Annotated in this window: 21 protein-coding genes; 9 read left to right on the plus strand and 12 right to left on the minus strand. The window is 54.7% G+C overall.

What is annotated here, in order from left to right:
• The first annotated feature begins 30 nt into the window (after positions 1 to 30).
• The 3 genes from AYI87_RS06385 to AYI87_RS06395 all read left to right on the plus strand — a co-directional run bounded on the left by AYI87_RS06385 (position 31) and on the right by AYI87_RS06395 (position 5,728).
• Positions 31 to 1,173 carry an exonuclease SbcCD subunit D gene (locus tag AYI87_RS06385; protein WP_144200556.1) on the plus strand — a complete coding sequence of 381 codons (1,143 nt, stop codon included), beginning with the start codon at positions 31 to 33 and terminating at the stop codon, positions 1,171 to 1,173.
• Positions 1,170 to 4,226, plus strand: a complete 3,057-nt coding sequence (locus tag AYI87_RS06390; RefSeq protein ID WP_144200558.1) for an AAA family ATPase — start codon at positions 1,170 to 1,172, stop codon at positions 4,224 to 4,226. The genes AYI87_RS06385 and AYI87_RS06390 overlap by 4 nt, the downstream gene beginning before the upstream one ends.
• A gap of 245 nt (positions 4,227 to 4,471) precedes the next feature.
• Positions 4,472 to 5,728: a peptidoglycan DD-metalloendopeptidase family protein gene (locus AYI87_RS06395; protein ID WP_144200791.1), complete on the plus strand. Its 1,257-nt coding sequence runs from the start codon at positions 4,472 to 4,474 to the stop codon at positions 5,726 to 5,728.
• A 75-nt stretch (positions 5,729 to 5,803) separates the two neighbouring features.
• Here the strand turns inward: AYI87_RS06395 and AYI87_RS06400 are convergent, their stop codons facing one another.
• The 3 genes from AYI87_RS06400 to AYI87_RS06410 form a co-directional block, all read right to left on the minus strand.
• Positions 5,804 to 6,310 carry a M48 family metallopeptidase gene (locus AYI87_RS06400; protein WP_144200560.1) on the minus strand — a complete coding sequence of 169 codons (507 nt, stop codon included), beginning with the start codon at positions 6,308 to 6,310 and terminating at the stop codon, positions 5,804 to 5,806.
• 75 nt (positions 6,311 to 6,385) lie between these two features.
• Complete coding sequence (locus AYI87_RS06405) at positions 6,386 to 6,826, minus strand: DUF3010 family protein (RefSeq protein ID WP_011866250.1); 441 nt, start codon at positions 6,824 to 6,826, stop codon at positions 6,386 to 6,388.
• A 327-nt stretch (positions 6,827 to 7,153) separates the two neighbouring features.
• A complete protein-coding gene (locus tag AYI87_RS06410) occupies positions 7,154 to 8,497 on the minus strand; it encodes a DEAD/DEAH box helicase (RefSeq protein ID WP_144200562.1) in 1,344 nt (447 codons plus the stop codon).
• 252 nt (positions 8,498 to 8,749) lie between these two features.
• Here AYI87_RS06410 and rssA point away from each other — a divergent pair, with 252 nt between their 5' ends.
• The 6 genes from rssA (at position 8,750) to ribA (ending at position 14,969) form a co-directional block, all read left to right on the plus strand.
• Positions 8,750 to 9,697 (plus strand): patatin-like phospholipase RssA, encoded by a 948-nt coding sequence (gene rssA / locus AYI87_RS06415; RefSeq protein WP_144200564.1) that lies wholly within the window; start codon positions 8,750 to 8,752, stop codon positions 9,695 to 9,697.
• 207 nt (positions 9,698 to 9,904) lie between these two features.
• Positions 9,905 to 10,639 (plus strand): hypothetical protein, encoded by a 735-nt coding sequence (locus AYI87_RS06420; protein ID WP_144200566.1) that lies wholly within the window; start codon positions 9,905 to 9,907, stop codon positions 10,637 to 10,639.
• Positions 10,640 to 10,889: 250 nt separating this feature from the next.
• Positions 10,890 to 13,007 (plus strand): anaerobic ribonucleoside-triphosphate reductase, encoded by a 2,118-nt coding sequence (gene nrdD / locus AYI87_RS06425; protein WP_011866246.1) that lies wholly within the window; start codon positions 10,890 to 10,892, stop codon positions 13,005 to 13,007.
• 121 nt (positions 13,008 to 13,128) lie between these two features.
• Positions 13,129 to 13,602: an anaerobic ribonucleoside-triphosphate reductase-activating protein gene (gene nrdG, locus AYI87_RS06430; protein WP_144200568.1), complete on the plus strand. Its 474-nt coding sequence runs from the start codon at positions 13,129 to 13,131 to the stop codon at positions 13,600 to 13,602.
• Positions 13,603 to 13,760: 158 nt separating this feature from the next.
• On the plus strand, positions 13,761 to 14,117 hold the full coding sequence (locus AYI87_RS06435; protein ID WP_144200570.1) for a YibL family ribosome-associated protein: 357 nt from the start codon (positions 13,761 to 13,763) through the stop codon (positions 14,115 to 14,117).
• 234 nt (positions 14,118 to 14,351) lie between these two features.
• Positions 14,352 to 14,969 (plus strand): GTP cyclohydrolase II, encoded by a 618-nt coding sequence (gene ribA, locus AYI87_RS06440; RefSeq protein ID WP_011866243.1) that lies wholly within the window; start codon positions 14,352 to 14,354, stop codon positions 14,967 to 14,969.
• Positions 14,970 to 15,095: 126 nt separating this feature from the next.
• On the opposite strand, the gene AYI87_RS06445 is transcribed toward ribA, so the two are convergent.
• From AYI87_RS06445 to AYI87_RS06485, 9 genes are all read right to left on the minus strand, one after another.
• The gene (locus tag AYI87_RS06445) at positions 15,096 to 15,572 is read right to left on the minus strand and encodes a hypothetical protein (protein WP_144200572.1); all 477 of its coding nucleotides are present in this window, start codon (positions 15,570 to 15,572) and stop codon (positions 15,096 to 15,098) included.
• A gap of 144 nt (positions 15,573 to 15,716) precedes the next feature.
• Positions 15,717 to 16,067, minus strand: a complete 351-nt coding sequence (locus tag AYI87_RS06450; protein WP_144200793.1) for a VF530 family DNA-binding protein — start codon at positions 16,065 to 16,067, stop codon at positions 15,717 to 15,719.
• Positions 16,068 to 16,166: 99 nt separating this feature from the next.
• Positions 16,167 to 18,578 (minus strand): S8 family serine peptidase, encoded by a 2,412-nt coding sequence (locus AYI87_RS06455; RefSeq protein WP_144200574.1) that lies wholly within the window; start codon positions 18,576 to 18,578, stop codon positions 16,167 to 16,169.
• A gap of 712 nt (positions 18,579 to 19,290) precedes the next feature.
• A complete protein-coding gene (locus tag AYI87_RS06460) occupies positions 19,291 to 19,605 on the minus strand; it encodes a rhodanese-like domain-containing protein (protein WP_398351624.1) in 315 nt (104 codons plus the stop codon).
• 92 nt (positions 19,606 to 19,697) lie between these two features.
• Positions 19,698 to 19,910: a DUF2892 domain-containing protein gene (locus AYI87_RS06465; RefSeq protein WP_011866238.1), complete on the minus strand. Its 213-nt coding sequence runs from the start codon at positions 19,908 to 19,910 to the stop codon at positions 19,698 to 19,700.
• A gap of 11 nt (positions 19,911 to 19,921) precedes the next feature.
• Complete coding sequence (locus AYI87_RS06470) at positions 19,922 to 23,176, minus strand: efflux RND transporter permease subunit (protein WP_144200578.1); 3,255 nt, start codon at positions 23,174 to 23,176, stop codon at positions 19,922 to 19,924.
• A 30-nt stretch (positions 23,177 to 23,206) separates the two neighbouring features.
• Positions 23,207 to 24,223, minus strand: coding sequence for an efflux RND transporter periplasmic adaptor subunit (locus tag AYI87_RS06475; protein WP_144200580.1), 1,017 nt, complete (start codon positions 24,221 to 24,223; stop codon positions 23,207 to 23,209).
• A 114-nt stretch (positions 24,224 to 24,337) separates the two neighbouring features.
• A complete protein-coding gene (locus tag AYI87_RS06480) occupies positions 24,338 to 25,048 on the minus strand; it encodes an SIMPL domain-containing protein (protein ID WP_144200582.1) in 711 nt (236 codons plus the stop codon).
• A gap of 74 nt (positions 25,049 to 25,122) precedes the next feature.
• A complete protein-coding gene (locus AYI87_RS06485) occupies positions 25,123 to 25,509 on the minus strand; it encodes a VOC family protein (protein ID WP_011866234.1) in 387 nt (128 codons plus the stop codon).
• Positions 25,510 to 25,579: the final 70 nt, after the last annotated feature.

A 25,579-nucleotide genomic window follows, 5' to 3' on the forward strand; every position in this document is an offset into this window, starting at 1 on the left:
CCTATCCTCCTCATTTTTAAACGAGAAAAGATGAAATTTATCCATACCTCAGACTGGCATATCGGCCGTCAGCTGCACAATCAGAGCCTGCTGGACGATCAGCGTCATGTGCTCGATCAGATAGTCTCCCTGGCTAAGACCCATGAAGTCGATGCCCTGATTGTCGCCGGTGATATCTATGATAGATCCGTGCCGCCGGCCAACGCTGTGGCCTTGCTAGATGAGGTGCTCAACGAATTCATCGCCCTTGGGATCGACGTCATCATGATCGCCGGTAACCATGACGGCCATGAGCGGCTGGGGTTTGCCGCACGCCAGATGCAGGCCAGCGGTTTGCATATCATAGGGCCATTGGCGCCCAAGGTCAGCCCCATAAGATTAAGCTCAGGCAGCGGTGATGCCATCTTTTATCCGCTGCCCTATGCCGAGCCCGCCACCGTCAGACAGCAATTGGAATGCGAGGCCAGCAGCCATGAGGAGGCGATGGTCGAGCTGCTCAAGCAGGTGCAGGACCATGACAGTCAGGGATTGCCTAAGGTGGTGATAGGCCACTGTTTCCTCGACGGCGGCAGCGAATCGGATTCGGAGCGGCCACTGAGTATCGGTGGCGCAGACAAGATCTCGCCTAAGCATTTCGTGCCCTTCGACTATACGGCCCTGGGCCATCTCCATGGCCCGCAATACAAGGGGGCGGAGCAGGTGCGCTACTCTGGCTCCATCCTCAAATACTCCTTTAGCGAGCAGCATCAGAACAAGTCGGTTACCCTGGTGGAGCTCACGGCAGACAGCCAGGCTGTCATGACACTGCTGCCGCTCAGCCCACTTCGTGATGTGCGCATCATAGAGGGTGCCCTCGATGACTTGTTGCAGCAAGGGGTAAAAGATCCAGGCCGAGAGGATTATCTGATGGTGCGTCTGCTGGATAAACACGCCATCTTAGATGCCATGGGTAAGCTCAGAAGCGTCTATCCCAACGTGCTGCATCTGGAGCGCACCGGCCTGATGGCCAATAATCAGCAGCTGGCTATCGCCTCGGATCACATCAAGAAAGGTGAGCTCGAGATGTTTAAAGATTTCTTCAATCAGGTCTCCGGCGATCCACTTAACGAGGCGCAGCTTGAGCTGATCACACAGACACTGGATGAGCTGCACAAAGGGGAGGCGGCGCAATGAGACCACTGCGACTGACCATGACCGCCTTCGGCCCCTTCGCCGACGAGCAGACCATAGACTTTTCCGCCCTGGGCAGTAACCCGCTGTTTCTAATCAACGGCCCCACTGGCGCGGGTAAGACGACGATTCTCGATGCCATCTGTTTCGCCCTCTATGGCAAGACCACGGGGGATGAGCGCGAAGGCACCCAGATGCGCTGCGACATGGCCGATGAGCAGAAGCTGACTCAGGTCAGCTTCGAGTTTGAGCTGGGCAGTACGCGTTATCTCATTCGCCGCGTCCCCGAGCAGCCAAGGGCCAAGAAGAGTGGTGATGGGGTGACGCTGCAAAAGAGCGAGGCCCAGCTGTCTCGCTTCGAACAAGATGGCAGCGAGACATTGCTGGTGGCGGCCAAGGTGTCTGATGCTACCGCGCAGATAGAGCAGTTAACCGGCCTGGATGTGGATCAGTTCCGTCAGGTGATGGTGCTGCCCCAGGGCAAATTTCGTGAGCTGCTGATGGCCGACTCTAAGGCTAGGGAGAAGATCTTCAGCCAGCTGTTTCAGACCCACATCTATCGCCGCATCGAGGAGCGCCTCAAGCAGCAGGCTGCCGGAATTCGCCGTGACGTCGAGGCGATGCGCAATCGCCGCGGTGGCATTCTGGAAGGCGCCTCGCTTGAGAGCGGTCAGGCACTTATCGATGAGCAGGCGAATATAGCCCCCGAGCTGGAACTCGCCCAAGCGCACAAGCAGCAAGCCGAGCAGGCACTGCTGACGGCCAACCAGAATCTGGACAAGGGCCTCAAGCTGCAGAGCGATTTCAATCGCCTGCAGGCGCTGCAAAGCGAGGGCGAGGGGCTCAAGGCTCGCCAGGATGAGGCGACTTTGTGGCAACAGAGACTGCAGGCGGCCGGTCGCGCCAATAGCCTAAGCCCCCTTTACCGGGCGATGCAGTCCCGCCTCGGCGAGCAGCGCTCGGCAAGCCAGCACTTAGATGAGTGTCAGCAGATGCAAGCAAGCGCCGAGCAGGCATTGAATCAGAGCCAGCAAGCATTCGAGCAGCTGGGCGCGCTCGAGCAAGAGCAATTGAGCCAGCAGCAGCGCCTGACCCAGCTCGAGGCTCTAGCGCCTCAGCTTGAACAGCTCAATCAACTGAGTGAGCGACTCGCCGATGGTCAGGCCAAGATGCAGGCGGCCGAGGCGAGTGGTAAGCAGAGCGCCAAACAGCTAGATGAGCTTAACATGGCTCGCCAAGAGATGGTGAGTCGCCGCGAGACCCTCAAACGTGACGCCGAGCCGCAGCTCGCGTTGCAACAATCTCTGAGCGACGGCCGCGCCCAGCTCAAGGTGTTTGAGCGCTGGCAGCAGCAGGGGCAGGAAATAACGGCGCTCGAGCAGAAGTTAACGGCGGCTAAGACAGCAGGCAGTGAGCTTGCCGAAAAGCACAAGCAGGCGATCGATGCCCATAAGCGTCTGGAGCTTAGTTGGCATCGTGGTCAGGCGGCGCGCCTGGCGGCAGAGTTATCGCCAGGCGAGCCTTGCCCCGTCTGTGGCAGCCTGGAACACCCAGAGCCTGCCATGGGCGAGTTTGACCTGCCGAGCGACGAGGCACTGGCGAGCGCCAAGCAGCGAGAGAGCGACGCGCTCAATCTGCTGCATCAGGCCAGAAGCGAGTATAAGCTGCTCCAGCAATCCCTTTCGAGCCTGCAGCTAAGTGCATCTCAGCTACAAGAGGAGCTTGGCGAGGCGGCAGATTTGTCGTTTGATGAGCATCAGGCGCGACTTGTAGAGCTCAGCAGCGAGTTCGAGCGGGCCAAGGCGGCGCAGCAATCACTTGCCCAGCTAGAGACTCAGCTTGAGCGCAGCGAGCACCAGGGACGAGAGCTACAAACCGCGCTGGATGAGGCGCGTGCCCACTACGGCAAACTGGCTGAGCAGCTGGCCAGCGACAAGGGGCAGTATCAGCAGATAAGGGCGGCCATTCCACAGGGCTTTAGCGACCTGGCGGCGCTCAGCACGGCCATTGCCGAGCTTACCAAGTCCATCTCAGAGCTTAAGGCGCGCCAGCAATCGGTGAGGGCGGCCCATGCCAAGGCGGAGCAGGACAACGCGGCGGCCAAAGCTTCGCTGGAGGCGGCCAGCTGTCGTCTTGGTGAGGTGAATGCCCTAGCCGAGCAGGAGAGCCTGAGTTTCCAACAGGCGCTAGCGGCTTCGGAATTTGAAAGCGTTGCCGCCTTCGAGCAGGCCTGCCTGACCGAGGCCGATCAGGCCGAGCTGTCCAATCAGATTAAGGCGTTCGAGCAGGCGCTTATCACTCATCAGGCCAACCTGTCTCAGCTCCAAGAGGCCTTAGCCGGTTGTGAGGCGCCGGATATGAGCGCGCTTGAGCAGCAAAAAATGGATGCCGAGCAGGTGATGCAGCAGGCCTTGGCTCAGTGGCAGAAACTGAGCGCCAGGGCGGCGCAGCTCCACCAGACTCAGGAGCAGCTTAAGGCGCTGGATCTTAAGGCTGGCGCTCTCGAGCAGCAATACGCCGTGGTCGGTACCCTGGCCGATGTGGCCAATGGCAACACGGGTAACAAGATAAGCCTGCAACGCTTCGTGCTGAGCGTATTGCTCGACGATGTCTTGCTGGAAGCCAGCCACAGGCTACAGCTGATGAGTAAGGGGCGCTATCGCTTGCTGCGCAAGGAGGAGCGGGCCAAGGGCAACAAGGCTTCTGGTTTGGAGCTGGAGGTGGAAGATGCCTACACCGCCAAGGTGCGCTCAGTGGCGACCCTGAGCGGCGGCGAGAGCTTTATGGCGGCCCTGTCCATGGCCCTTGGGCTATCGGATGTGGTGCAGGCCTATGCCGGCGGCATTAAGCTCGATACCCTGTTTATCGATGAGGGCTTCGGCAGCCTGGATCAGGACTCTCTCGAGCTGGCCATCAGAACCTTGATGGATCTGCAATCGGCCGGTCGCATGGTGGGGGTGATCTCCCACGTGACCGAGATGAAGGAGCAGATCGCTAGCCGCATCGATATCCTTAAGAGTGCCGAGGGTAGCGAGATTAAATTAGTTTTACCTTAAGCTAGATTAAAAGGGTGCTGATATCAGTGGGATTTTCAGCACCTTTTTAGTTTTTTTGTCTGTTTGGTCGCCAAAAACCTCTGTTTATTCCATTAAATTGTGTTGTCGATCAGTTTGTAAATGCCGTTATTTTTGATATAACTTGGCATCGACCCCATGTTTTATGGGGTTTTGGGGTCTAATGATAAGCATAATAATGAAAAATGAGGCACAGGTTGCGCGCAGGTAAAATTTCTTTTTTGAGTATGTCTCAATCCCGTATCATGGCATTACCCTCGCCCCACAAGAAGATCTTATTGGCGGCCGGGCTGGTCGTGGGCGCGGCGCTGCTCTGGCCAAGCCAGAAACAGGCCCTGCCACAACGCATTCCGGTGGCGCTGGATATTGAGTCTCTGGTGACTAACCTGCACCTGGGAGACGAAGCGGTCGAAACCGTGTCTCATGCCGATTTTGTTAAGACCATAGTGTCTGGCGATACCCTCAGTGGCTTGTTTGTCGAGGCCAATGTGGATCAGCAGACCATGTACAAGGTATTGGAGGCGGATCTGAACATCCTGGCCCTTGATACCTTAAAACCCGGCAACATCATACGTTTTTGGCTTGATGACTCGGGCCAGCTCGAGAAACTCGAACTCTACTTCAATGCGGCGCGCCAGGTGGTGTTTAGCCGTTACGAGGAGGGGGGATTCAGCGTCGATGAGATCAATATCGAGGGGATTTGGCAGGACAGGGCTTTAAGCGGTGAGATCCAGGGCTCTTTCTATCTGTCGGCTCAGCGTATCGGCCTGAATGCCGGCGAGATCCAGCGTATCGAGACGCTGCTGAAAGAGAAGCTGAATTTTGCCCGGGATCTGCGCGCGGGCGACCGATTCTCTGTACTTAAGAGCGATCAATATATCGATGGTGAGGTGACGGGTAACAGCGACATTCTCGCCATCACCATAGAACGTGGCCGCAGCACGATCAACGCCTACCAGAATAGCGACGGCAACTTCTATGACGATCAGGGCCGCAGCCTGGCAAGGGCCTTCCAGCGTGTGCCGCTACAGAAGAACTACCGTGTCAGCTCGCGCTTTAATCGCCATCGTCACCATCCGGTTACGGGTCGCACCGCGCCCCATAACGGCACAGATTTCGCCACGCCGATTGGCACTAAGGTGGTAGCCCCTGGCGATGGTATCGTCTCTTTGGTGACCGACCATAGATATGCGGGTAAATATGTGGTGATCGACCACGGCAACAAGTATCGTACCCGTTATCTGCATCTCTCGAAGGCCTTGGTGCACAAGGGCCAGCGAGTGTCTCGAGGCCAGGTGATCGCCCTGTCGGGTAAGACGGGCCGCATCACAGGACCACATCTGCACTATGAGTTTCATATCAATGGCCGCCCCGTGGATCCTATGAAGGCGGATATCCCTATGGCGAGCAAGCTGTCGAAGAAGCAGATGGGCGAGTTTGCTCAGCTGGTCAAGGTGCGCCAGATGATGATGGGCCAAAGCTAAAAAGCTAATTTATACCGATTGATATAACTGCGTATCGAATAGAAAAACGCCACATGATGTGGCGTTTTTTTATGGTTAGGCTTTCCCTTGGGCCTCGAGATCCAGCATGGTGAGCCATAGCCGCAGGTCAAATTCCAGTTGATGATAGTCGCCCAGCATATGGCAGCAGAGCTGATAGAAGGCCTTGTTGTGATCCTTCTCTTTAAGATGTGCCAGCTCATGTACCACTACCATGCGCAGCAAGGGCTCGGGCACCTCCTTGAGGCGGGCGGCGATGCGGATCTCATTCTTAGACTTGGTCTTGCCGCCGTGATTCTTGGCGACATAGCTGTGCAGGCCGAGAGCCTGCTTCTTGAGGGTGATCTTATCGTCAAAGATCACCTTACTCAGGGGCGAAGACTTCTTAAGATAGCGGTTCTTTAGCGCCATGGTGTAGTCATACAGGGCCTTGTCGCTGCGGATCGTGTGACCATCGGGGTAGCGGCGTTCGAGGACGCTCCTCAGTCTATTGGTCTCGACCAGTTCGTTGACCTGGCTGATAAGCTCGGGCCGATAGCCTTGCAGATAGGGCAGTGATGACATAAGCGAAAGCCTAGTGGATGACGGCTAAGGTGAAGCGATTAGAAAACGCCGGGCGGGATGCGCCCGGCAACAGGCTTAATCTTTCTTGGCGAAGATGCACTTGTTTTGGTAGCAGTAGGCGACCTCGAAGGCGCTTTTTTGGAATCGCTTGAGATCCAGTCCTTCGAAATCCACCATAGGTGGATTGCGCTTGAGCTGCTCCTTGATGTTGACCGGTGAGATCAGCTGCACAGGCAGGCCGCAAAGTTGAATCGCCGCTTCCATCTTGAAGCTGGTGGCGCTGCCCGCCAGTTTGCCTTTCTGCTCGCGCTCTATGATGGCGACCTGATCGACCTTGTAGTCTTGCATCAGCTTGCTGAAGGCGAAGTGGAACTCTTTGATCGACTCAGTGCTGGCCGAATTAGAGATGGTCAGTGAGCGAGAACGGCAATCTGGGATGTTAAAGGTCTCACCCTCATAGCTCAACAAACAGATGATGGCTTCGCCACCTTTTAACTCAACGCCACAAACTCTCATGATAACCCTAATATAAAAAAATCAATGGCGGCTATTGTAACCTTAATTGGCCCGATTGAGCACTAGTTGTTAGGTGAAAATCGCCGCTATCGTCTGCCGCTTGATTTAATTACGGTGGCATGTGCCATAGATAACCGCCCGATACGATTAGCGTCGGGAGATGTAGCACAAATACAGAATAGATGCAGAAAGGGTACAGAACAGATAGAGAGCAGATAGACGATAGATAAAACGGGCAATAAAATGCGGCCCTCAGTGAATACTCAGTGACCGCTAAGTGCCCGCTAAGTGACCGCTAATCATAGGTTTTAGGCTCGGGGCCAGGCGTTAATCTTCAGGGGTATCCTGTAGTTTTGCCTTGGGCTTTCTAAGCATAGGCGCATCGCCTACATCTACGCCTGTGATGAAGCGCTTATCCCGCTGCTTCTTCGGCTTGTCGCTGCTGGCAGTCTTAGCCTTCTTGGCCTTAGGTTTCGCCTGCTGCTTACCCAGGCGCTTCTCCTGGCTCGGCTTGTCTTTTAGCCCCTTAAACTTAGGCGCCAACTCCTCCAGCTCGCTGAACTCAAAGCTTTTACGCAGGAAGTTTTGTACCTGCTTGAAGTTGACCCAGTCTTTCGGGCCTACCAGGGAGATAGCATCGCCCTTGGCGCCGGCGCGGCCGGTACGACCGATGCGGTGAATATACTCTTCGGCAAACTTTGGCATGTCGAAGTTGATCACCAAGGATACGTTAAGCAGATCCAAGCCGCGGGAGGCCACGTCTGTGGTGACCAATATCTGCTGCTGACCGCGGCTGAACTGGTCCATGATCTGGTTACGCGCCGCCTGTTTCAGCTCGCCGCTGAGGGAGCTGGTGCTAAAGCCCTGTTCGGCCAGCACGCCAGCAAGGCGGTCGGTATCGCCACGGGTGGCGGTGAAGATGATCACCTGCTTGTGGGGCTCAAGCTGTAGCAGACGGGTGAGCAGCTGCTCCTTGTGGCTTAGGTTGTCGCACAGGTAGATCTTCTGGGCGATATCCTGGTTTTCCACATGGGAGGCGCCTATGGCCACATGCTCCGGCTCCTTGAGCAGCTCGGCGGCAATCTCGTTGATCTGGCCGTGATCTAAGGTTGCCGAGAACATCAGGGTCTGGCGACGCTTGTGATCCGCGGCCTGGTTGATCGCCCTGAGCTGCTCGGCGAAGCCAAGATCCAGCATCCGGTCGGCCTCATCTAAGATAAGCAACTCTAGTCCGTTGAGGAATAGGTGACGCTGGGCCAAATGATCCGCCAGACGGCCAGGGGTTGCGACCACGAAGTGGGGGTCTCTGGCCAGGGCCTTGGCCTGATCGTTAAAGTTCTCGCCGCCGAGGATCTTGATCGCCTTGTATTGGGTGTTGGCGACCAGTAGGCGCAGCTGACTGTAGACCTGGGTGGCCAGCTCTCGGGTCGGTAGCAGGATCAGTACCCTGGGATCGCGCTTGCTTAGCGCCTTGGTGGCGATGACACGCTGCATTGCTGGCAACAGGAAGGCCAGGGTCTTGCCCGAGCCCGTCTTAGAAGATGCCATAAGATCTCTTCCCGATAAGCCTACGGGTATCGATTGCGTTTGGATCTCGGTCGGCGTGTCGATGCCCATGTGTTCAAGGCTGGTCAGTAGACGTTTATCGAGTGAAAAATCTGAAAATTGCAATGCTGTGCTCCGAAATATAGATAGGGGCGCATTATACATCGCCGTGAGCGATTCAGCCATGACTTGCGCGCTGGCTCGTCGCCAGTCAATGCTAAGGCGCAGCGCTTAGATTAATTTTTACCGCTATGGGCTGTGCCAGTGCCTAGATTGGCTTATGATGAAAACTAAAGACAATAAGACGCGACTTTCTCAAGCTATTTACTTAAGTGACTAGCTTAAGTGGCTCGCGTCCCGGGGAGAGAAACAGAGAAGATGGCGAATATCGGCATTGCACTAGGCAGTGGTGCGGCGAAAGGATGGGCCCACATAGGTGTGCTAAACGAGCTGGCGAACATGGGAGTCTTCCCTAACAAGGTGGCCGGCTGTTCTATCGGCGCCGTGGTGGGCGCCGCCTATGCGCAAGATAACCTTAACGATCTAGAGGCCTGGGTGACCAGCTTTTCCAGCTGGGATGTGTTGGGGCTGATGGATCTGAGCTGGCGCAAGGGCGGGCTGATTGGCGGCGAGAAGGTGTTCGACGTGATGCAGCAGCATATCGGCAACCTGGATATCGAGCAGATGCAGATGCCCTTTGCGGCGGTGGCGACCGATCTCTATACCGGCCAGGAGATCTGGTTCAAGCAGGGTAGCCTGCGTCATGCGGTGCGAGCCTCATGCTCCATGCCGGGGATCTTGCCGCCGGCGCGTATTGGCGAGCGCTGGTTGGTGGATGGCGCCGTAGTCAACCCTGTGCCCGTGTCGGTGAGCCGGGCCATGGGCGTCGATTTGGTGATTGCCGTGGATCTTAATGCCCACAGAAAGTCCCGCCATCAGCAGCTACCTGTGGCCATCTCTTCCGATGTGAAGGCCAGTCAGGCTGAGCAGGTGAAAGCCGAGAAGGAGCTGGAGAGCGGCTTCATGGATCTCCTGGCTCGGGGACGGGATTATGTCAGCGGCTTGACCGACAAGTTTTCCCTCGGTAATCGCAGTGAGCCAGGCATGTTGGCTGTGATGTCTCAGTCGATGGATATCCTGGAGCAGCGCCACAAGCGGGTGCGCCTGATGGGGGATCCGCCGGATATCCTGATCACCCCTAACGTGATGGAGATTGGCACCATGGAGTTCCACCGCGCGGGCGAGGCGATCGAGGCAGGACAAGAGGCCGTCAAGCAGGTGGCTCATATTATCCGCGCCCGTATCGATGAGCTGGAGCGTCATTAATAGCCTGAGTAATAGCCTAAGTAATAGCCTTTAGGCGTGAGTGCATAGTTGTTAGCCCTAAGGTGTCAGTCCTTATAAACAGGAGTTGTTTAAATAAACGGCTAGGATTCCCTAACGGCTTGTCTCTTTAGGATCTCTGGTTAGCAGCTCTGGCCTGGTTTTTGCTGCTTGTAGGGATATTTCTCTGCAGTAGTCGAAAAATTGACAATGAATTCAATTAGCCAGGCCATTAATGGTTCACAAGCCAATCTGATTGCCAACAGCTATGGTCTAGATACACACGGCCAAGAAGCACATGGCCCTGATACACAGGGTCAGGACACACGCGATGTCGACGGCTCATCGGCCAGTGACAAGGTGACCCTGTCAAATCAAGCCTCCAAGACGAAAACGACAGGCCCAGATATTCCCCAGGAGGCGGTATTTCTCTCGCCAAGGGCGGAGCGGGCGCAGAAGATAGAGGCGATGGCCAAAGACTTCTTTTCCAAGGGGCAGTTTGGCATCGGCGATATTCCCAAGTTAATTCAGCGTCTGCATCAGGACGGCATCTTGTCGGAAAATCAGCTTAATCGCCTGAGCCAGGCGGGCTTTGATATCCCAAGGGACGATGGCTCGCAGTCACTGCTCGACTTTATCGCCAGCCAGCGCGAGCAGCTCAAGGAGAGTAAGCCCGATAGCGTGATGATCGCCATGCTCGATGACGCCGAATCTGTGCTCAAGCAGATGGACAGCCTCGACACTCAGGGACTGAACCAGAAGGCGGCGCGGGTATCGGCACAGTTGTCTGTGTTCGTACAGGGCGATCAGGGGCTGACGCCAAGTGATAAGTCTATGTGGCAGGGGCTTAAATCTACCATGCAATTGGCGGCCGCGTCGGGAAGTTCGCAACAGGCTTCCGGGCAATTACAGCGTTATCTGGCACTATCTAAACGAATTACGTAATTTATTCACAGTTTGTCCCATTTTTATCCCGCATCTAGCTCCCTTTTCCGACTGGGTCAAGGCAAGTTTTAACGATAAGTGGCCCAGTTGGCAGTAATCTTGTGTCACAAAATTCCATCCGCAAATTAATGATCTGGATCAAGGTACTTGAGCCTAACTTGTAGCTTAATGCGCTACATATTGTGTTCATCGTCTATATTAACACTATATATGGTGTTAATTTGGCCGTTACTTGAGGAGATATTGAACAATGCCAGTGGTTATTAAGCGGGATGGTTACCGCACGCCTTTTGACGAAACAAGGATTCGAGATGCAGTGGTTGCTGCAGCAAGTTCGGCAGGTATTGATGATGTTGCCTATGCCACCGAGGTGGCCCTACAAGTACGCCAATCGGTGGCCGAACTCGAGCAGGTGGATATTCACGACCTGCAAGATGCGGTAGAAAATCAGTTGATGGAAGGTCCCTATAAGCAACTCGCCAGGGTCTATATCGAGTATCGCCATGATAGGGATATCCATCGTGAGTTGAGCAGCCGCCTCAACCGCGAGATCCGTGGCTTGGTCGAGCAGAGCAATGCGGCGCTGCTGAACGAGAACGCCAACAAAGATTCCAAGGTGATCCCCACCCAGCGTGATCTGCTGGCGGGCATTGTGGCCAAACACTATGCCACACGCCATATTCTGCCTAAGGATGTGGTGGCGGCCCATGAGTCGGGTGAGATCCATTATCACGATCTCGACTATGCGCCTTTCTTCCCCATGTTTAACTGTATGCTGATCGATCTGGCCGGCATGTTGACCCATGGTTTCAAGATGGGTAACGCCGAGATCGAGACTCCTAAGTCAATCTCGACTGCGACTGCGGTAACGGCGCAGATCATCGCCCAGGTGGCCAGCCATATCTATGGCGGCACCACCATCAACCGTATCGACGAGGTGCTCGCGCCTTTCGTCGCCAAGAGCTATGACAAGCACTATCAGGTCGCGCTGACCTGGGGGATCACAGATGCCAAGGCTTTTGCCACGGCGCAGACGGAGAAAGAGTGTCACGACGCCTTCCAGTCGCTGGAGTATGAGGTCAACACCCTGCATACAGCTAACGGCCAGACGCCTTTTGTGACTTTCGGCTTCGGCCTAGGCACCTCCTGGGAGTCGCGTCTCATCCAGTCATCCATGATGAAGGTGCGCATGACGGGCCTGGGTAAGAACCGTAAGACGGCGGTCTTCCCTAAGCTGGTCTTCGCCATTCGCGACGGCATCAACCACAAGGCGGGCGACTGCAACTATGATATCAAGCAGATGGCGCTCAAGTGTGCGTCGATGCGCATGTACCCGGATATCCTCAACTATGAACAGGTGGAAAAGGTCACCGGCTCCTTTAAGACGCCTATGGGGTGTCGCAGCTTCCTCGGTACCTACGAGGAGGAGGGCGAGCTGGTGCACGAAGGGCGTAACAACCTTGGCGTGGTCAGCCTGAACCTGCCGCGTATCGCCATCGAGGCTAAGGGCGACGAGACCCGCTTCTATCAGCTGCTGGATGAGCGTCTGGCGGTGGCCCGCCGCGCCCTGGACACTCGCATCGAGCGTCTACAAGGCGTGAAGGCGAGGGTAGCGCCAATTCTTTATATGGAAGGCGCCTGTGGCGTGCGTCTGCGTGCGGATGATGAGATCAGCGGCATCTTTAAGAATGGCCGCGCTTCTATTTCCCTGGGTTATATCGGCTTGCATGAGACCATCAATGCCCTCTATGGCAGCGAGACCCATGTGTATGACAGCGAGGCTCTACGCGGCAAGGCGCTTGCCATTATCGAACACCTCAAGGCGGCGACCGTGCGTTGGCGCGAGGAGTCGGGCTATGGCTTCAGCCTCTACAGCACACCGAGCGAGAACCTGTGTAGCCGCTTCTGCAAGCTGGATACCGAGGCCTTTGGGGTGATCGACGGCGTAACGGATCGCGGCTACTACACCAACAGCTTCCACCTGGATGTGGAGAAGAAGGTGAATCCGTACGATAAGTTGGATTTCGAGCAGCCCTATCCGGCACTCACCAGTGGCGGCTTCATCTGCTACGGCGAATACCCTAACATGCAGCACAATATCGAGGCGCTGGAAGATGTGTGGGATTATAGTTACAGCCGGGTGCCTTATTATGGTACCAACACCCCGATTGATGAGTGCTACGACTGTGGCTTCACCGGCGAGTTTAGCTGTACCAGCAAGGGCTTTACCTGTCCTAAGTGTGGCAACCATGAGCCGAGCCGAGTGTCTGTAACCCGCAGGGTGTGTGGCTACCTGGGTAGCCCGGATGCCAGACCTTTCAACTATGGTAAGCAGGAAGAAGTTAAACGCCGGGTGAAGCATCTCTAATGAGATGAGGGTAGCAGCACCAAGGTTTTTGCTGCTGGCGTAAAGTGAATATTGAAAGTGAAAGAAAAGATGAAGATAGCAAGGCGCCCCGGGGCACTTGCTATCTTTGTATGAGGGGCACATGAACTATCATCAATATTTTCCCATCGACGTGGTCAATGGACCCGGCACCAGGGTGACCCTGTTTGTCTCGGGTTGCGAGCATCAGTGCCGGGGCTGCTACAACCAGTCGACCTGGAATCCTGACTCGGGCCATCTGTTCGACGAGGCTATGCTCGAGCAGGTGATTAAGGATCTCAATGATACCCGCATTGTACGCCGCGGCCTGTCGCTCTCTGGCGGCGACCCGCTGCATCCGGGCAATCTCGATGTCATTCTGACTCTGGTGAAACGAGTAAGGCAGGAGTGCCGGGGCAAGGATATCTGGCTGTGGACCGGCTATAGACTCGATGAACTCAGCCCGGCCCAACAAGCGGTTATCGCCCATGTGGATGTGCTGGTGGATGGCAAGTTTGAGCAGTCGCTCGCCGATCCCAGTCTGGTGTTTCGCGGCAGCAGTAATCAGGTTATTCACTATCTCACCGAAAAACGCTGAATTTAGCAGCAGATACTGCTGTGGCTAGGATGCTGCCGATGCCGGATGACTTGTTCGTACCTTCCTCATTAGTGGTATAATGTTCGCCAAACTGGCAAATGCTGCCTATTTTTATCTGAGTGGCATTTGTATATTCGCGAGATTTTTAAGGCAAGTTAATGAATTTAAAGCAAGAGTTACAGCAGTTAAACGATCGTCTCGACAAGTATCGTCGTAAATTAGATGCGGCGGAGAAGCGTGGCGATCAGGCGGTGATTTTGCAATTTAAGCAAGAGATCAATGCGGTAACTAAGCAACTTACCCATGTTAAACAGCAGCAGAGCCGTCAGTTGAACAAGCGCGGCACAGAGGTGAGCGAACTTGCCTTTAGCCGTGCGCTGACCAAGGCCGAGCAGGCCGATATGGGTAAGCTCAAGCGTTCGGTGAAGGGCTTGATCGTTGTGCATCCCATGACGGCCCTTGGACGTCAGATGGGACTGACTCAGGTGACTGGATACGCGCCTAAGGCCTTCTAGGCCATAGAGGATTTTGATGGCGGCGTGAGCGACTTCATAGCCTTGCTGCCACTCAGGGCGTATCCTTATAAGCCAAAGCGGTTGCGGTGAAGCAATAACCGATTTCATCACTCGGGTATTTCACTGTTAGGCAAAAACACATAGAATGCTCGGTCTGAGAAAGGGGAGAATCTCTCCACCTGGTTTTCATTTTTCGTTCGCATCTCAGACAGAGCGAGTTGTAAAGGTTATTTCATGTCGATTAAGTATGTCGCCACCTCAAAGCTTCCCACCCCTTGGGGAGTGTTTGCCATGCATGGTTTCGAAGATACAGAGACGGGCAAAGAACATGTGGCGCTCACCTTTGGCGAGTTAGATGCGAGCCAGCCCATCCTGGGCAGAATTCACTCCGAGTGTCTGACCGGCGATGCCCTGTTCAGTCTGCGCTGCGATTGTGGTTTTCAGCTACAAACCGCGATGCAAAATATCGCCGAGGCGGGTCAGGGATTTATTCTCTATCTGCGTCAGGAAGGCCGTGGTATCGGTCTGCTCAATAAGATCCGTGCCTATGAGCTGCAGGATCAAGGCGCCAATACGGTAGAAGCCAACGAGCGTCTGGGCTTTGCCGCCGATATGCGCAAATATGACATGATCAAGCCCATGCTTGAGAAAATTGGTGTGCAGCAGGTTAAGCTGATGACCAATAATCCCCGCAAGGTGAAGGCGATGAAGGAACTTGGCATCGCGGTTATCGAGCGTGTGCCACTGCAGGTGGGTAAGAATCGTTATAACGAGGCCTATCTTAAGACCAAGTCGACCGAGCTGGGTCACATGATGTCTGAATATCACTTCACCGAAGAGCATCAAGACTAATCCTGCTTTTGCCGTGGCTAAGTTCACGGTATAGGCTTTGGGATAACCCCTACATATGAGTTAGCACCGTGGTGACCTTAATGTGTCGCCACGGCCTACATGCTGACAACTCTTCCTCTATGGATTCTATTCTCTGGGTTGAACTTGTTTCTCTTTGGCTTTAAGCAGGGCCATCAGCTGGTTGGTGGTGATGGCTATCTGATCTTGTATCTGCTTGCGCTCCAGCTCCGCCGCCTCAGAATCGTCCCCCTGCAGGGCCTGAAGCTCTAGCTGTAGCTCTTCGAGTTTCTGTTTTAATTCTTTGATCTTCTTATCGATCTCAGACAAGTTTTCATCGTCTTCTGCTTCCTCAGTCTTGCGCGCCTTGTCAGTCTTGGCGGCTTCGCTGTTGTGCAGTGCCTTGCCGGTCGCATCGGCGAGGGCCTTCTTGCCGGCCTCAGACAGGCTGACTCTGTCACTACTGGACTGAGTTTGTTCACTCTGGTTTCGGTTGCTTGGGTTTTGAGCCGCCTCGGGCGCATTGGGATCGCGCACCTCGACTGAACTTAGGCTCTGGGGGCCCAGACTTTGGGCGCCGAAGGAATTTATACCGTTCACATTCATCAGCTTAACCTTCCTTGTTACTTCATTAAATAGATGGAATTAAAAGTATGCCTGACGTTAGTATCGGCAGGCAGGGCTGAAGCTTAAGCGGATTTTGATGTGATTAATCTGATGAGGCTCGATTTTCTGGTGAAATCACCTGGCTTAGTCGTTAGATTTGCCCCAAATATGTTGGTTGACGCCGCTGCTGCCTGAGCTTTCCGCCTCATCGCCAGCAGTGGGTTTAGGCTTGGGGGCATCTATAGGACGACTGGGATCGCCGAGTAGGTGCGCCGGGATAGGCTCGCCAATCATCTTGAGGTAGAGGCGCTCCACCTTTTCCCTGGCCCACTGGGTCTTACGCAAGAACTTGAGGCTGGATTTTATGGATGGGTCGTGGTTAAAGCAGCGTATGTCGATGCGTCTGCCAAGCTCTTCCCAGCCGTAGTGGTCGACAAGGTCTGTGAGTAGGGCTTCGAGTTTGATGCCATGTAGTGGATTATTCGCCTGAGTCATGGTGATAGCTGAGTAAAAAATTTGGCCCATTATATCAGCTTATCCAAGGCGTTTTCGATAAAAAAGGGGACCCTGAGGTCCCCTATCTTGATGATGCGATTATTGGAAGCTTAGCTGCCACGCATCGATAGTGCCTGTGTCGCGACGGGCGCTATCAACTGCCTTCAGTGTCCAGGTGCCGGCAGATTCAACGCCAGACATGTCGACTGTGTAGCTCTTGATGATGTTGTCGGCACTGCCGCCGCTGTTGTCATGTAGCACGGCTACCTGACCGCTTGGGCTGTGCAGTTCAACCTGCAGATCGCCGATGTAGGTGTGGGTAATGTTAACCGTTACCGTTACCGTACCTGAGTCGCCGCTGCGAGCCACATCGATTGGGCTGCTGATACCCGCAGTGTTGTTGTCAGGGATCGCATAGCTGGTGTTGTTGGTATAGGTGGCTGGGCCGCCTGTGTTACCGCCAGTGCTCTGCTCTGTGTAGCTGGCCGTTAGGCTAACACCGCTAAAGTCGCTATAACCTTGAACCATTACATAGTAGGTACCCGCCTGTGGCGTGCTCACTGGGCAAGACTCGCTGTTGCCGCCTTTCCATGGACGACAGTCGTAGCTGCTCAGAGTCGGCGCCGCGCCATACTGGACGTAAAGGTCGGCATCACCTGTACCACCGCTCATGGCGAAGTTCAGATCGCTGGCACCGGCTGGTACGTCGATAGAGAAGTGTAGCTCGTCGCCTTTCACGCCAGTCAGGTTGGTCTTTGCCACGCCATTTTCCAGCACGTTGCCACCGCTGCCTGTACCTGGATCGGTTGGGCCATTACAAGAGGCATCTAGGTACTCTTTGGCGGCAACCGCGTTAACCAGACCGTAACCAGTTTTGTCGTCGCGACCGGCAACATCGAGATCTTCAGCCGTTGCTGTTAGCGCAGCACGCACCTGAGCGGCGCTACACTCTGGGTGGTAGCTCCACACCAGTGTTGCAACACCCGATACGTGTGGCGTCGCCATAGAGGTACCATTGTAGTACTCGTAGTCTTCACCACTAGTGTTGGCTACTGTGACGTTAGTGCCTAGGTGAGCACGTAGTGCCTGACCCGTGGCGCGATCGACTGACACAGAAACCATTGGGGCTTCGTTGTTGGTGTCAACCAGGAAGGGGTTTTGCAGACCTGGCAGCGCAGTGTTACTGAACACGATAGCTGCTTGGGCGCCGGCGTTGTTACATGCCTTGACCGCATCGAACTCTGGATAGCTGGCGCCTTGGTTGCCAACACGCTCAACCAGACAGACTTTGCCAGTCATGTCGCCACAGTTAAAGACACCGCCCGATACGCTACACTCGGCCAGTTCGGCAGTGACAGAACCTGTGATAGGGGTACCAACATAGTTGCCGCTGCTGTCTTTCACATAGCGGTTATGGGGCACTACGCCATTGTCGAAGTATGACTGACCACCGGCGGTGATGTTAGCCAGACGACCTTCACCGCGTGTAACGGTTGATAGGATCGCTTCACCCGGACCTGAGATTTCCACCTGATTGGTGTACTGAGAGAAGGCCGCGTGATCTTTGTTGTTATCTACTGCCGCTACAGACATAACCGCATCGTATGATGCTGGGTAGCTGTGGGTGTTGTTACCGTCGTTGCCGGCCGCTGCGATCAGCAGCACGCCGTTGTTGGCGTGAGCGGCTAGGGCGTTTTTCTCTGTGGTGGTTGACTGAGAGCCACCCAGAGACATGGTTACTACGTTCGCGCCGTTAGCCACACAGGTGTCAACCGCCGAAACCAAGGATGATGAGTAGCCCCAACCATCAGAGTTAAATACTTTCACCACGTGGATGTTGGCGTTCTGGTTTGGCATCACACCGACCACGCCGTCGTTGTTGGCGATTGCAGCTATGGTGCCCGCTACGTGAGTACCGTGAGCGTTATGAGCGCCTGGCTCATACCAGTTACCCGTACCTGAGTTGTTGGTACCTGTGACATTGTTACCGCTCAGCTCGCTGTGGCTACGGTCGTAACCCGAGTCGATGATACAGATGGTGCGGTTGCCGGCCATGCTGTCGCTCAGGCTGGTGGCGCCCACAAAGGTTTGACCCCAAGGTGTGGTTTCGCTCAGCAGGTGGCGCGGCATATCTTCTTCGACATAATCAACGTCGGCGCGCAATTTCAGGGCTTTAACGCCATTGTTATCCAGCTGGGCCGAGTAAGCATTTGAGCGACCGATGCGCTTCATCTGCTTGGCCTTAACGCTGTTCAGTGCTCTGTGCTGAGAAAAGACTTCGTTGGCTCTTGGCTGATAGTCGTTCAGGCTGTTGGCATCGGCCTGTGCAGCGGCCTGGGCATTCTTAAACTTGACGATATAGCGCTTAGGCAGGGGAGATGCTTGATTGATACGAGCATTATCTGCCTGAAGGTGGAGTCCTTTCGTAGGCGCCGCATTGACGTTTGCTGCAATTGCCAGGGCAAGCGCAGACAAAGACATAGCGACCGCAGTTGTCTTTTTAACTGTCATATTGTCTTCCATTTTAAAAGTTAGAATTAATAATTATTATTGGAGTGCATAGCAGCATGACTGCCATCATATGCGTTACTCGACAGTGAATTTATCTGGTGATGAAACATTTGTAAACAAGCTGTTAAGTTGGTGTTTGGGTAAAAGAAGCGATCTTGTTTGAGCATTTTTATGCAGAAAATATTCAGTGAATACGATTGTTTCGCCGATGGGATAGTGTGTTTTTGAGTATTTATTCGAATTTTAAGACTGTTTATTTGTCTGGGTTGGTGCCTGATCGCCAGCGACGTAAAATTGACCTTAATTTATAACTTATTGTAATTATAGAATAATCGTTATTCCACAATTGTAATAACATATAGCGAATAGTTATATGTTGTTTCAATTGTTACAATTGGGCAGCGTCCTAATGTAGCGAAATCCTTAGCCTTCTATTGGGTGAGGCATGCTTTAAGTGTAAATTTGCGCCTGTTTAAAAAGGTCGCTAACGAACCAGCTTGCTAATGAGCGAGGCTGCTAGTCAACAAGGCTGCTATTGAACGAGGCTATTAGTGAACACGGCTACTAGTGAATAATATTGGGAATAAAAAGGCAGCCAATGAAAAAGGCAGCTAATGAAAAAGGCAGCTAATGAAAAAGGCAGCTAATGAAAAAGGCACCCTGGGGTGCCTTAGTCGGTTTAGGGATGTCTGAGCGTTAAGCTCTTCTTCTCCTAGTGTTTAGCCAGGCTCTGATAGCCGCCGCCATTATAGGTGTTGCTGTAGCCGAGTTTTACCAGACTCTCCTGAGCGATGCCGCTGCGACGCCCACTGCGACAATAGAGCACCACAGACTGATCTTTGGCGATGCCGCGCTTGGTAAACTCTTCGGCAATGTTTTCAAAGGGAATATTAATCGCGTTCTCTAGATGTCCCTCGGCAAACTCCTCCGGGGTTCTGACATCAACGACCATGGCCCCTTGCTGTATATGCTCCCAGGCAACCTTAGGGTTTTTCTCTTCGCCATAGCTTGGCGCCGATACGCCCATGATGGCGACAAAAAGCAGCGCCATCAGGCTGATGATTGATTTGGGTAGCATCTTATTGGCTTGTCTCACGTTGGCTCCTTGTGATCTGTGAGTTATTTCATGCGGGCCAATTCCGCTTCCGTCTTGATCCCCATCTTCTTCATTAACATGGCGGCCGGACAGAAGCCGGTAAAGGCGCTTTGAAATAGATTAGCGCCTACAAAAGCCGTTAGCCAGATAAAATTAGGGTGGACAAAGGTCGTGAGCAGTAAAGACAACATGACCATAAAGCCTGCAAAGGCGAAAATACTACGTTCGACAGACATACTGTATCTCCTTAAGATTGCGGATTAACCGCGGCAAAGTATTCGGGACGGTGACGCATCACGGCGTAATAGAGCACGGGGATCACCACCAGGGTTAACAGGGTTGAAACCAAGATGCCGAAGATCAGGCTGATGGCCAGGCCGTTGAAGATCGGATCATCTAAGATGAACAGGGCGCCTATCATGGCGGCCAGTCCCGTCAACATGATGGGCTTGGCCCTGACGGCGCCAGAATGAATCACCGCCTGCTCGAAGGGCACACCTGCGGCGGTTTCCTGATTAATAAAGTCCACCAAGAGGATGGAGTTACGCACGATAATGCCCGCCAGGGCGATCATGCCTATCATAGAGGTGGCGGTAAATTGAGCGCCAAGCAGAGCGTGACCCGGCATCACGCCTATGATGGTGAGCGGAATAGGCGCCATGATGATCAGCGGCACGCTGTAGGAGCGGAACTGACCCACCACCAGGAGGTAGATGGCGATCATGCCCACGCCATAGGCGATACCCATGTCTCTGAAGGTCTCATAGGTGATCTTCCACTCGCCGTCCCAGAGCACAGCTATGCTGTCCAGCCCTGAGGGTTGGTTGACATAGTGTTGATCGAAGCCCAGACCACCCTCTTGATTGATGCTGCCGGCGATCTCAAACATGCCATAGAGCGGGCTGTCCAGCGGACCTGCCATGTCGGCCACTACCATGATCATAGGGATCATGTTCTTGCGTATGATAGGCGCGTCTATGGCCCGCTTGTGTATGGCGATTAACTCAGAGACGGGCACAGAGTTACCCGAGGCGTTGGTGAGCCTGAGGTTGAGTACCTGTTCGAGATCTACCTTGGCGCCTTCCTCCAGCTGAAGTTTAATAGGCACAGGCGACTTTTGATTTGGCTTGTGCAGGTAGCTCACCGCCTTGCCGCCCACCGAGGTGGCCACCAGATCGACGATATTGCTGTAGGGCACGCCCATCAGGCTGGCCTTGGCGCGGTCGATATTGACCTGCCATTTCTGCTGCGCGGCGGGCAGGTAGATGTCAATATCCACCACATCCTGGGTATCGTGGAACAGCTGCTGAAGTGCCTTGGCTGCGGTCTCACGCATCTCGGCGTTAGGGCCATAGACCTCGGCCAGGATGGGGGACCACACAGGTGGGCCAGGGGGCACTTCCACCACCTTGACGTTGGCATTGTATTGCTTGGCGGTGGCCTGCAGCGCGCGGCGCACCTCGGAAGCTATGCTGTGACTGTCTCTGTCGCGATCGCCTTTATCGACCAGATTGACCTGAATGTCGCCCAGCTCCTGACTCTGTCTGAGGAAGTAGTGGCGCACCAGGCCGTTAAAGTTCATCGGCGCGGCGGTGCCGGCGTAGAGCTGGTAATTGTCTACCTCTTCGACCTTATCCAGCTCCATGGCCAGGGCCTTGAGTACGCGCTGGGTCTGTTCAACCGGCGTGCCTTCTGGCATATCCAGCATCACCTGAAACTCCGACTTGTTATCGAAGGGCAGCATCTTGAGTACCACCAACTGACCTATCGGCAGAGAGACGGCGAGCATGATCAGCAGGGCGATGGCGGCGCCCAGGCCAATCCTCGCCTTACCGGCCTGTTTGCCTCTGACGAAGGGGGAGATCAGCCTAGTAAACAGCCTCAGCATGCGATCGTCCACGTCATGCTCACCATCACCGCCTTGGTGTTGATGAGCCTTGAGCAGCTTAGTGGCCAGCCAGGGGGTGACGATGAAGGCGATGGCTAGGGAGATCAGCATCCCCATGCTGGCGTTGATGGGGATCGGGCTCATGTAGGGGCCCATGAGGCCGGATACGAAGGCCATCGGCATCAGCGCGGCGATCACGGTAAAGGTTGCCAAAATAGTCGGCCCGCCCACCTCATCGACGGCGACGGGGATCAGCTCCACGAAGGAGCGTTTGCCCAGCGCCATATGCCTGTGGATGTTCTCCACCACCACAATGGCGTCATCTACGAGTATGCCGATAGAGAAGATTAAGGCGAACAATGAGATACGGTTAAGGGTAAAGCCCCAGGCCCAGGAGGCAAACAGGGTGATCGCCAGGGTGATGATGATGGCGATGCCCACCACCACAGATTCGCGTAGCCCCATGGTGAGGAAGACCAAGATCACCACGGCCGAGGTGGCAAACACTAGCTTGAGGATCAGGGTGTTGGCCTTGTCGCCCGCCGTCTTACCATAGTTGCGCGAGACTGTGATGTTGACATCGTCGGGTACCAGTATGTTGTCTATCTTGTCCAGACGCTCGAGGATCACATTGGCGATATCCACGGCGTTCTCACCCGGCTGCTTGCCGATGGCGATGGTGACCGCAGGATAGATGGCCGACTTATCGCCGTGCCAGGCGTGCTGGACCGGGATGTCGCTGTTGAGGCTTATCTTGGCGATATCGCCCAGATACACGGGGGCGCTCTGGCCCGACTCGTCCTGATACACGGCGACAACCAGCTGCTCAACCTCTTGTTTCGATTTTAAAAACTGCCCAGTCTGAACCTTGATCTCTTGATTATCCTGCACCAGAGATACCGGCATGGATACATGGTTATTGCTCGACAGGCTACGGTTGATATCGTCGTAGGTGAGGCCATAGAAGCTCATCTTGGCGGGATCGATGCGCACGTTGAGGCTGATCTCATGACTACCGACGCTGTAGATCTCGCGGGTGCCCGGAATGCGTTTCAGCTCGCTCTCCAGCCCCTTGGCGATATGGGTCAGCTGCTCGGCAGATTGCGCCCTGTCTTTCGACCATAGGGTCAGGCTGACGATGGGCACATCGTCGATGCCGCGGGGCTTGATCTGTGGCTCGCCCACGCCTGCCTGGCTGGCAACCTTGTCCTTGTTGGAATAGACCTGATTGTAGAGCTTGACGATCGCCTCGTTGCGCGGGATCCCCACCTCGAAGATGGCGATGATCAGTGCGCCGTCTGGCTGTGAGAAGGAGTAGAGGGTGTCTATTCCCTTGATCTGCGAGATCACCTCCTCCATGGGCTGGGTCACCAGATGTTCGACCTCGCTCGGCGTGGCGCCGGGGAAGGGGATGTAGATGTCGGCAAAGGTGACATCTATCTGCGGCTCTTCCTCTTTTGGGGTCACCATGACGGCGAACAGACCCAGCAGCAGGCCAAGCAGGGCCAGCAAGGGGGTGATAGCGCTCAGCTGGAACATGGCCGCCAGGCGCCCGGAAAATCCCAGACGTTTTGGGCTGTGCTGATTATCTTGGTGTCGATCTTGCTGATTCATATCTATACGGCTCCTATTCGATCACCAGATCTATTGTTTCAGCTTCAGTAGCACTTGATAGGCGTCTACGGCGATGGTATCGCCATCACTCAGGCCCGACAGCACCTCGAAGCTATCGCCCTGCTTGTTGCCCAGGCGCACCTGGTTGAGCATAAACTGATGGTTCTGCATCAGATAGACCGCGCTCAGCTCGTTGTTGTAGATCACCGCAGACTCAGGGATGGTCAGGGTATTGCGATCGCCGGCGTTGAAGCTGGCCTTGACCCACATGCCCGGCATCAGGTTGGGCTCCTGAGGCGGCAGGTTGATACGTGTCTTATAGCTGTGGCTCTTGGCATCGGCGAAAGAAAAGATCGTTAGAGCGTCCGATTCGAGCTCTTTGCCGTTGGTCAGCACCAGCTTCATCTTAGGATTGGCACGCAGCGCATCTATGTAACGCAGGGGCACATGGGTGACGGCGCGCATATGCTCGGTGGCAAAGCCGCTCAGCAGTGCCTGGCCGGGTGACACGGTTTCGCCCACTTCCACATGGCGCTTGGTGACCACGCCAGCAAAGGGGGCGCTGACCGTGGTGTACTGCAGAGACTCGTTGGCCTGGATGATACGGGCCCTGGCAGCGCTGACGGCCTGAGCCGAGGCGCGGGCGTTGGCGATGGCCTGATCCATATCGCCTTGGGAGATGGCGCCCTGTGGGAACAGCTGCTCATAACGCTTACGCTGTTTCTGCGCCTCTTCGTTTTGGGCTTGGGCGCGGGCAAAGTCGGCCTCGGCGGCCGCCAGCTCGGCGCCCTGGGCCTTGCTGGTGATCTCCAGCAGGGATGCGCCCTGGGGCACGATATCGTTGACGTCATAGTTGATCTTGATGATACGGCCAGAGGTTTGAGCCGATACAGTCGCCGATTTTACCGCCTCAAGTTGTGCATCTAAGGTGATCCACTGGGGCTGAGAGTGTTTGGCTACCGTCATGGTGGGCAGTTCGCTGGCGCCAGAGACCAGGCTGACGAGTGACAGCAAAATGCCGATGGAAAACGTGTGTTGTACTTGCATGGAAGATCACCTCTTAAAACTTCATAAGAAAATTCTAATGGACTTTTTAAGCTTGTGCAATCTTTTATTAGAAAAATACGATTGAAGGGGCGAAAATCCTTTGCCCCTTTAAAACTAATCGTTTAAGTAATAGGTCAGGGTCGACACCACCCTGACTTTCTTGATGCTCGGGGTGTTGCTGTCACGGTTGCTGATGGTAAATTGCCCCTGAGACGCCTGCTTTATCTTGCCAAGCTGTGAGGCGGAGTCCTTGGCAAACTTCTCGGCGGTTTGGCGGGCATTTTCCGTGGCCGTCTGCACCATCTGCGGCTTGAGATCATTCAGGCCGGTAAAGAGAAACTCGGTGCGGCCGTTGTAATCCTGATTGGAGATGGCGATCCCTTCCTTGGTCAGCTCGATAAGGTTGCGTTGGGTGCCTAGCAGCAGGTCTACCCGCTTGGTGTAGAGGGATACGGTGACCTGCGCCGCATAGCGATACTTGACGTTAGGATCTACATAACCCTGGGCCTGCCTGTCTTCGATAGAGGGGAGGGAGCTTGAGATCTCATCTTGCGTAAAGCCTTGTTTAATCAGGAAGGCGATCACCTTATCTGTCTTACTCTGCACCTCCTGATAGAGATTATTGAGATCATTGTCGACCTGGGTGAAGCGGATGGGCCAGATGGCGGTATCAGCCTTTACTTCGACTTCGGCGAGGCCCTTGACCGTGACGGTTCTTTCCATGGCGCGCATCTTGATGATGCTGTCGCCAAGGCTAGTGCCTAATAGATAGAGACCGGCGCAGATGAAGCCGCCTAAGAGAATACTTGCCAGTGATTTTTGCATGGATAAGCGTCCGATTTGCTATGGGGTAACGCCAGCATATGCTTGTTTCGTTTGGTTTTCCAGGGAAACAGCGCTTAGGTTTGGGTGCTGGGTTGCCAGAGCTCGACCTTGTTGCCGTCGGGGTCGATAAACCAGCCGAATCGGCCAAATTCTGAGTCCTCGGTTTCGGCCAGCAGCTCGGCGCCGCCTTCGGCCACCTGAGACAGGGCCTCGTTGAGATCGTCGACGATCAGGTTAAACATAAACTCTTTGCTTGAGGGGTGAAGATAATCTGTGTCTCTCCCCATTGGGGTCCAGACGCTGTAGCCGGTGGCAGCCATCGGCATCAGATTGTTGAGGTAGAAGGCCGCGCCGCCCCAGTTTTCTACCGGCACCTGCAGGTAGGTTTTGTACCACTGTGCGAGCCGCTGGGGATCGTCACTCTTGAAAAATATGCCACCTAAACCAATTACTTTTGCCATTGTCCATCTGTCGTCACGGGAACTTTATATTAACTGTAGAAAAGTTTTCCGATAACTACAAAAAAGCCGC

This window comes from Shewanella sp. KCT (genome assembly GCF_007636505.1).
GTDB classification, from domain to species: Bacteria; Pseudomonadota; Gammaproteobacteria; order Enterobacterales; family Shewanellaceae; genus Shewanella; species Shewanella halotolerans.

Bases quoted from the DNA above. Each gene is read 5' to 3' on its own strand.
- rssA (WP_144200564.1), top strand. From the start codon at position 8,750: ATGGCGAATATCGGCATTGCACTAGGCAGTGGTGCGGCGAAAGGATGG.
- AYI87_RS06455 (WP_144200574.1), bottom strand. From the start codon at position 18,578: ATGACAGTTAAAAAGACAACTGCGGTCGCTATGTCTTTGTCTGCGCTT.
- AYI87_RS06445 (WP_144200572.1), bottom strand. From the start codon at position 15,572: ATGAATGTGAACGGTATAAATTCCTTCGGCGCCCAAAGTCTGGGCCCC.
- AYI87_RS06395 (WP_144200791.1), top strand. From the start codon at position 4,472: ATGTCTCAATCCCGTATCATGGCATTACCCTCGCCCCACAAGAAGATC.
- AYI87_RS06480 (WP_144200582.1), bottom strand. From the start codon at position 25,048: ATGCAAAAATCACTGGCAAGTATTCTCTTAGGCGGCTTCATCTGCGCC.
- AYI87_RS06485 (WP_011866234.1), bottom strand. From the start codon at position 25,509: ATGGCAAAAGTAATTGGTTTAGGTGGCATATTTTTCAAGAGTGACGAT.
- AYI87_RS06465 (WP_011866238.1), bottom strand. From the start codon at position 19,910: ATGTCTGTCGAACGTAGTATTTTCGCCTTTGCAGGCTTTATGGTCATG.
- AYI87_RS06405 (WP_011866250.1), bottom strand. From the start codon at position 6,826: ATGAGAGTTTGTGGCGTTGAGTTAAAAGGTGGCGAAGCCATCATCTGT.
- ribA (WP_011866243.1), top strand. From the start codon at position 14,352: ATGTCGATTAAGTATGTCGCCACCTCAAAGCTTCCCACCCCTTGGGGA.
- nrdG (WP_144200568.1), top strand. From the start codon at position 13,129: ATGAACTATCATCAATATTTTCCCATCGACGTGGTCAATGGACCCGGC.
- AYI87_RS06475 (WP_144200580.1), bottom strand. From the start codon at position 24,223: ATGCAAGTACAACACACGTTTTCCATCGGCATTTTGCTGTCACTCGTC.
- AYI87_RS06385 (WP_144200556.1), top strand. From the start codon at position 31: ATGAAATTTATCCATACCTCAGACTGGCATATCGGCCGTCAGCTGCAC.
- AYI87_RS06460 (WP_398351624.1), bottom strand. From the start codon at position 19,605: ATGGGCGTATCGGCGCCAAGCTATGGCGAAGAGAAAAACCCTAAGGTT.
- AYI87_RS06420 (WP_144200566.1), top strand. From the start codon at position 9,905: ATGAATTCAATTAGCCAGGCCATTAATGGTTCACAAGCCAATCTGATT.
- AYI87_RS06450 (WP_144200793.1), bottom strand. From the start codon at position 16,067: ATGACTCAGGCGAATAATCCACTACATGGCATCAAACTCGAAGCCCTA.
- AYI87_RS06390 (WP_144200558.1), top strand. From the start codon at position 1,170: ATGAGACCACTGCGACTGACCATGACCGCCTTCGGCCCCTTCGCCGAC.
- AYI87_RS06470 (WP_144200578.1), bottom strand. From the start codon at position 23,176: ATGAATCAGCAAGATCGACACCAAGATAATCAGCACAGCCCAAAACGT.
- AYI87_RS06435 (WP_144200570.1), top strand. From the start codon at position 13,761: ATGAATTTAAAGCAAGAGTTACAGCAGTTAAACGATCGTCTCGACAAG.
- AYI87_RS06400 (WP_144200560.1), bottom strand. From the start codon at position 6,310: ATGTCATCACTGCCCTATCTGCAAGGCTATCGGCCCGAGCTTATCAGC.
- nrdD (WP_011866246.1), top strand. From the start codon at position 10,890: ATGCCAGTGGTTATTAAGCGGGATGGTTACCGCACGCCTTTTGACGAA.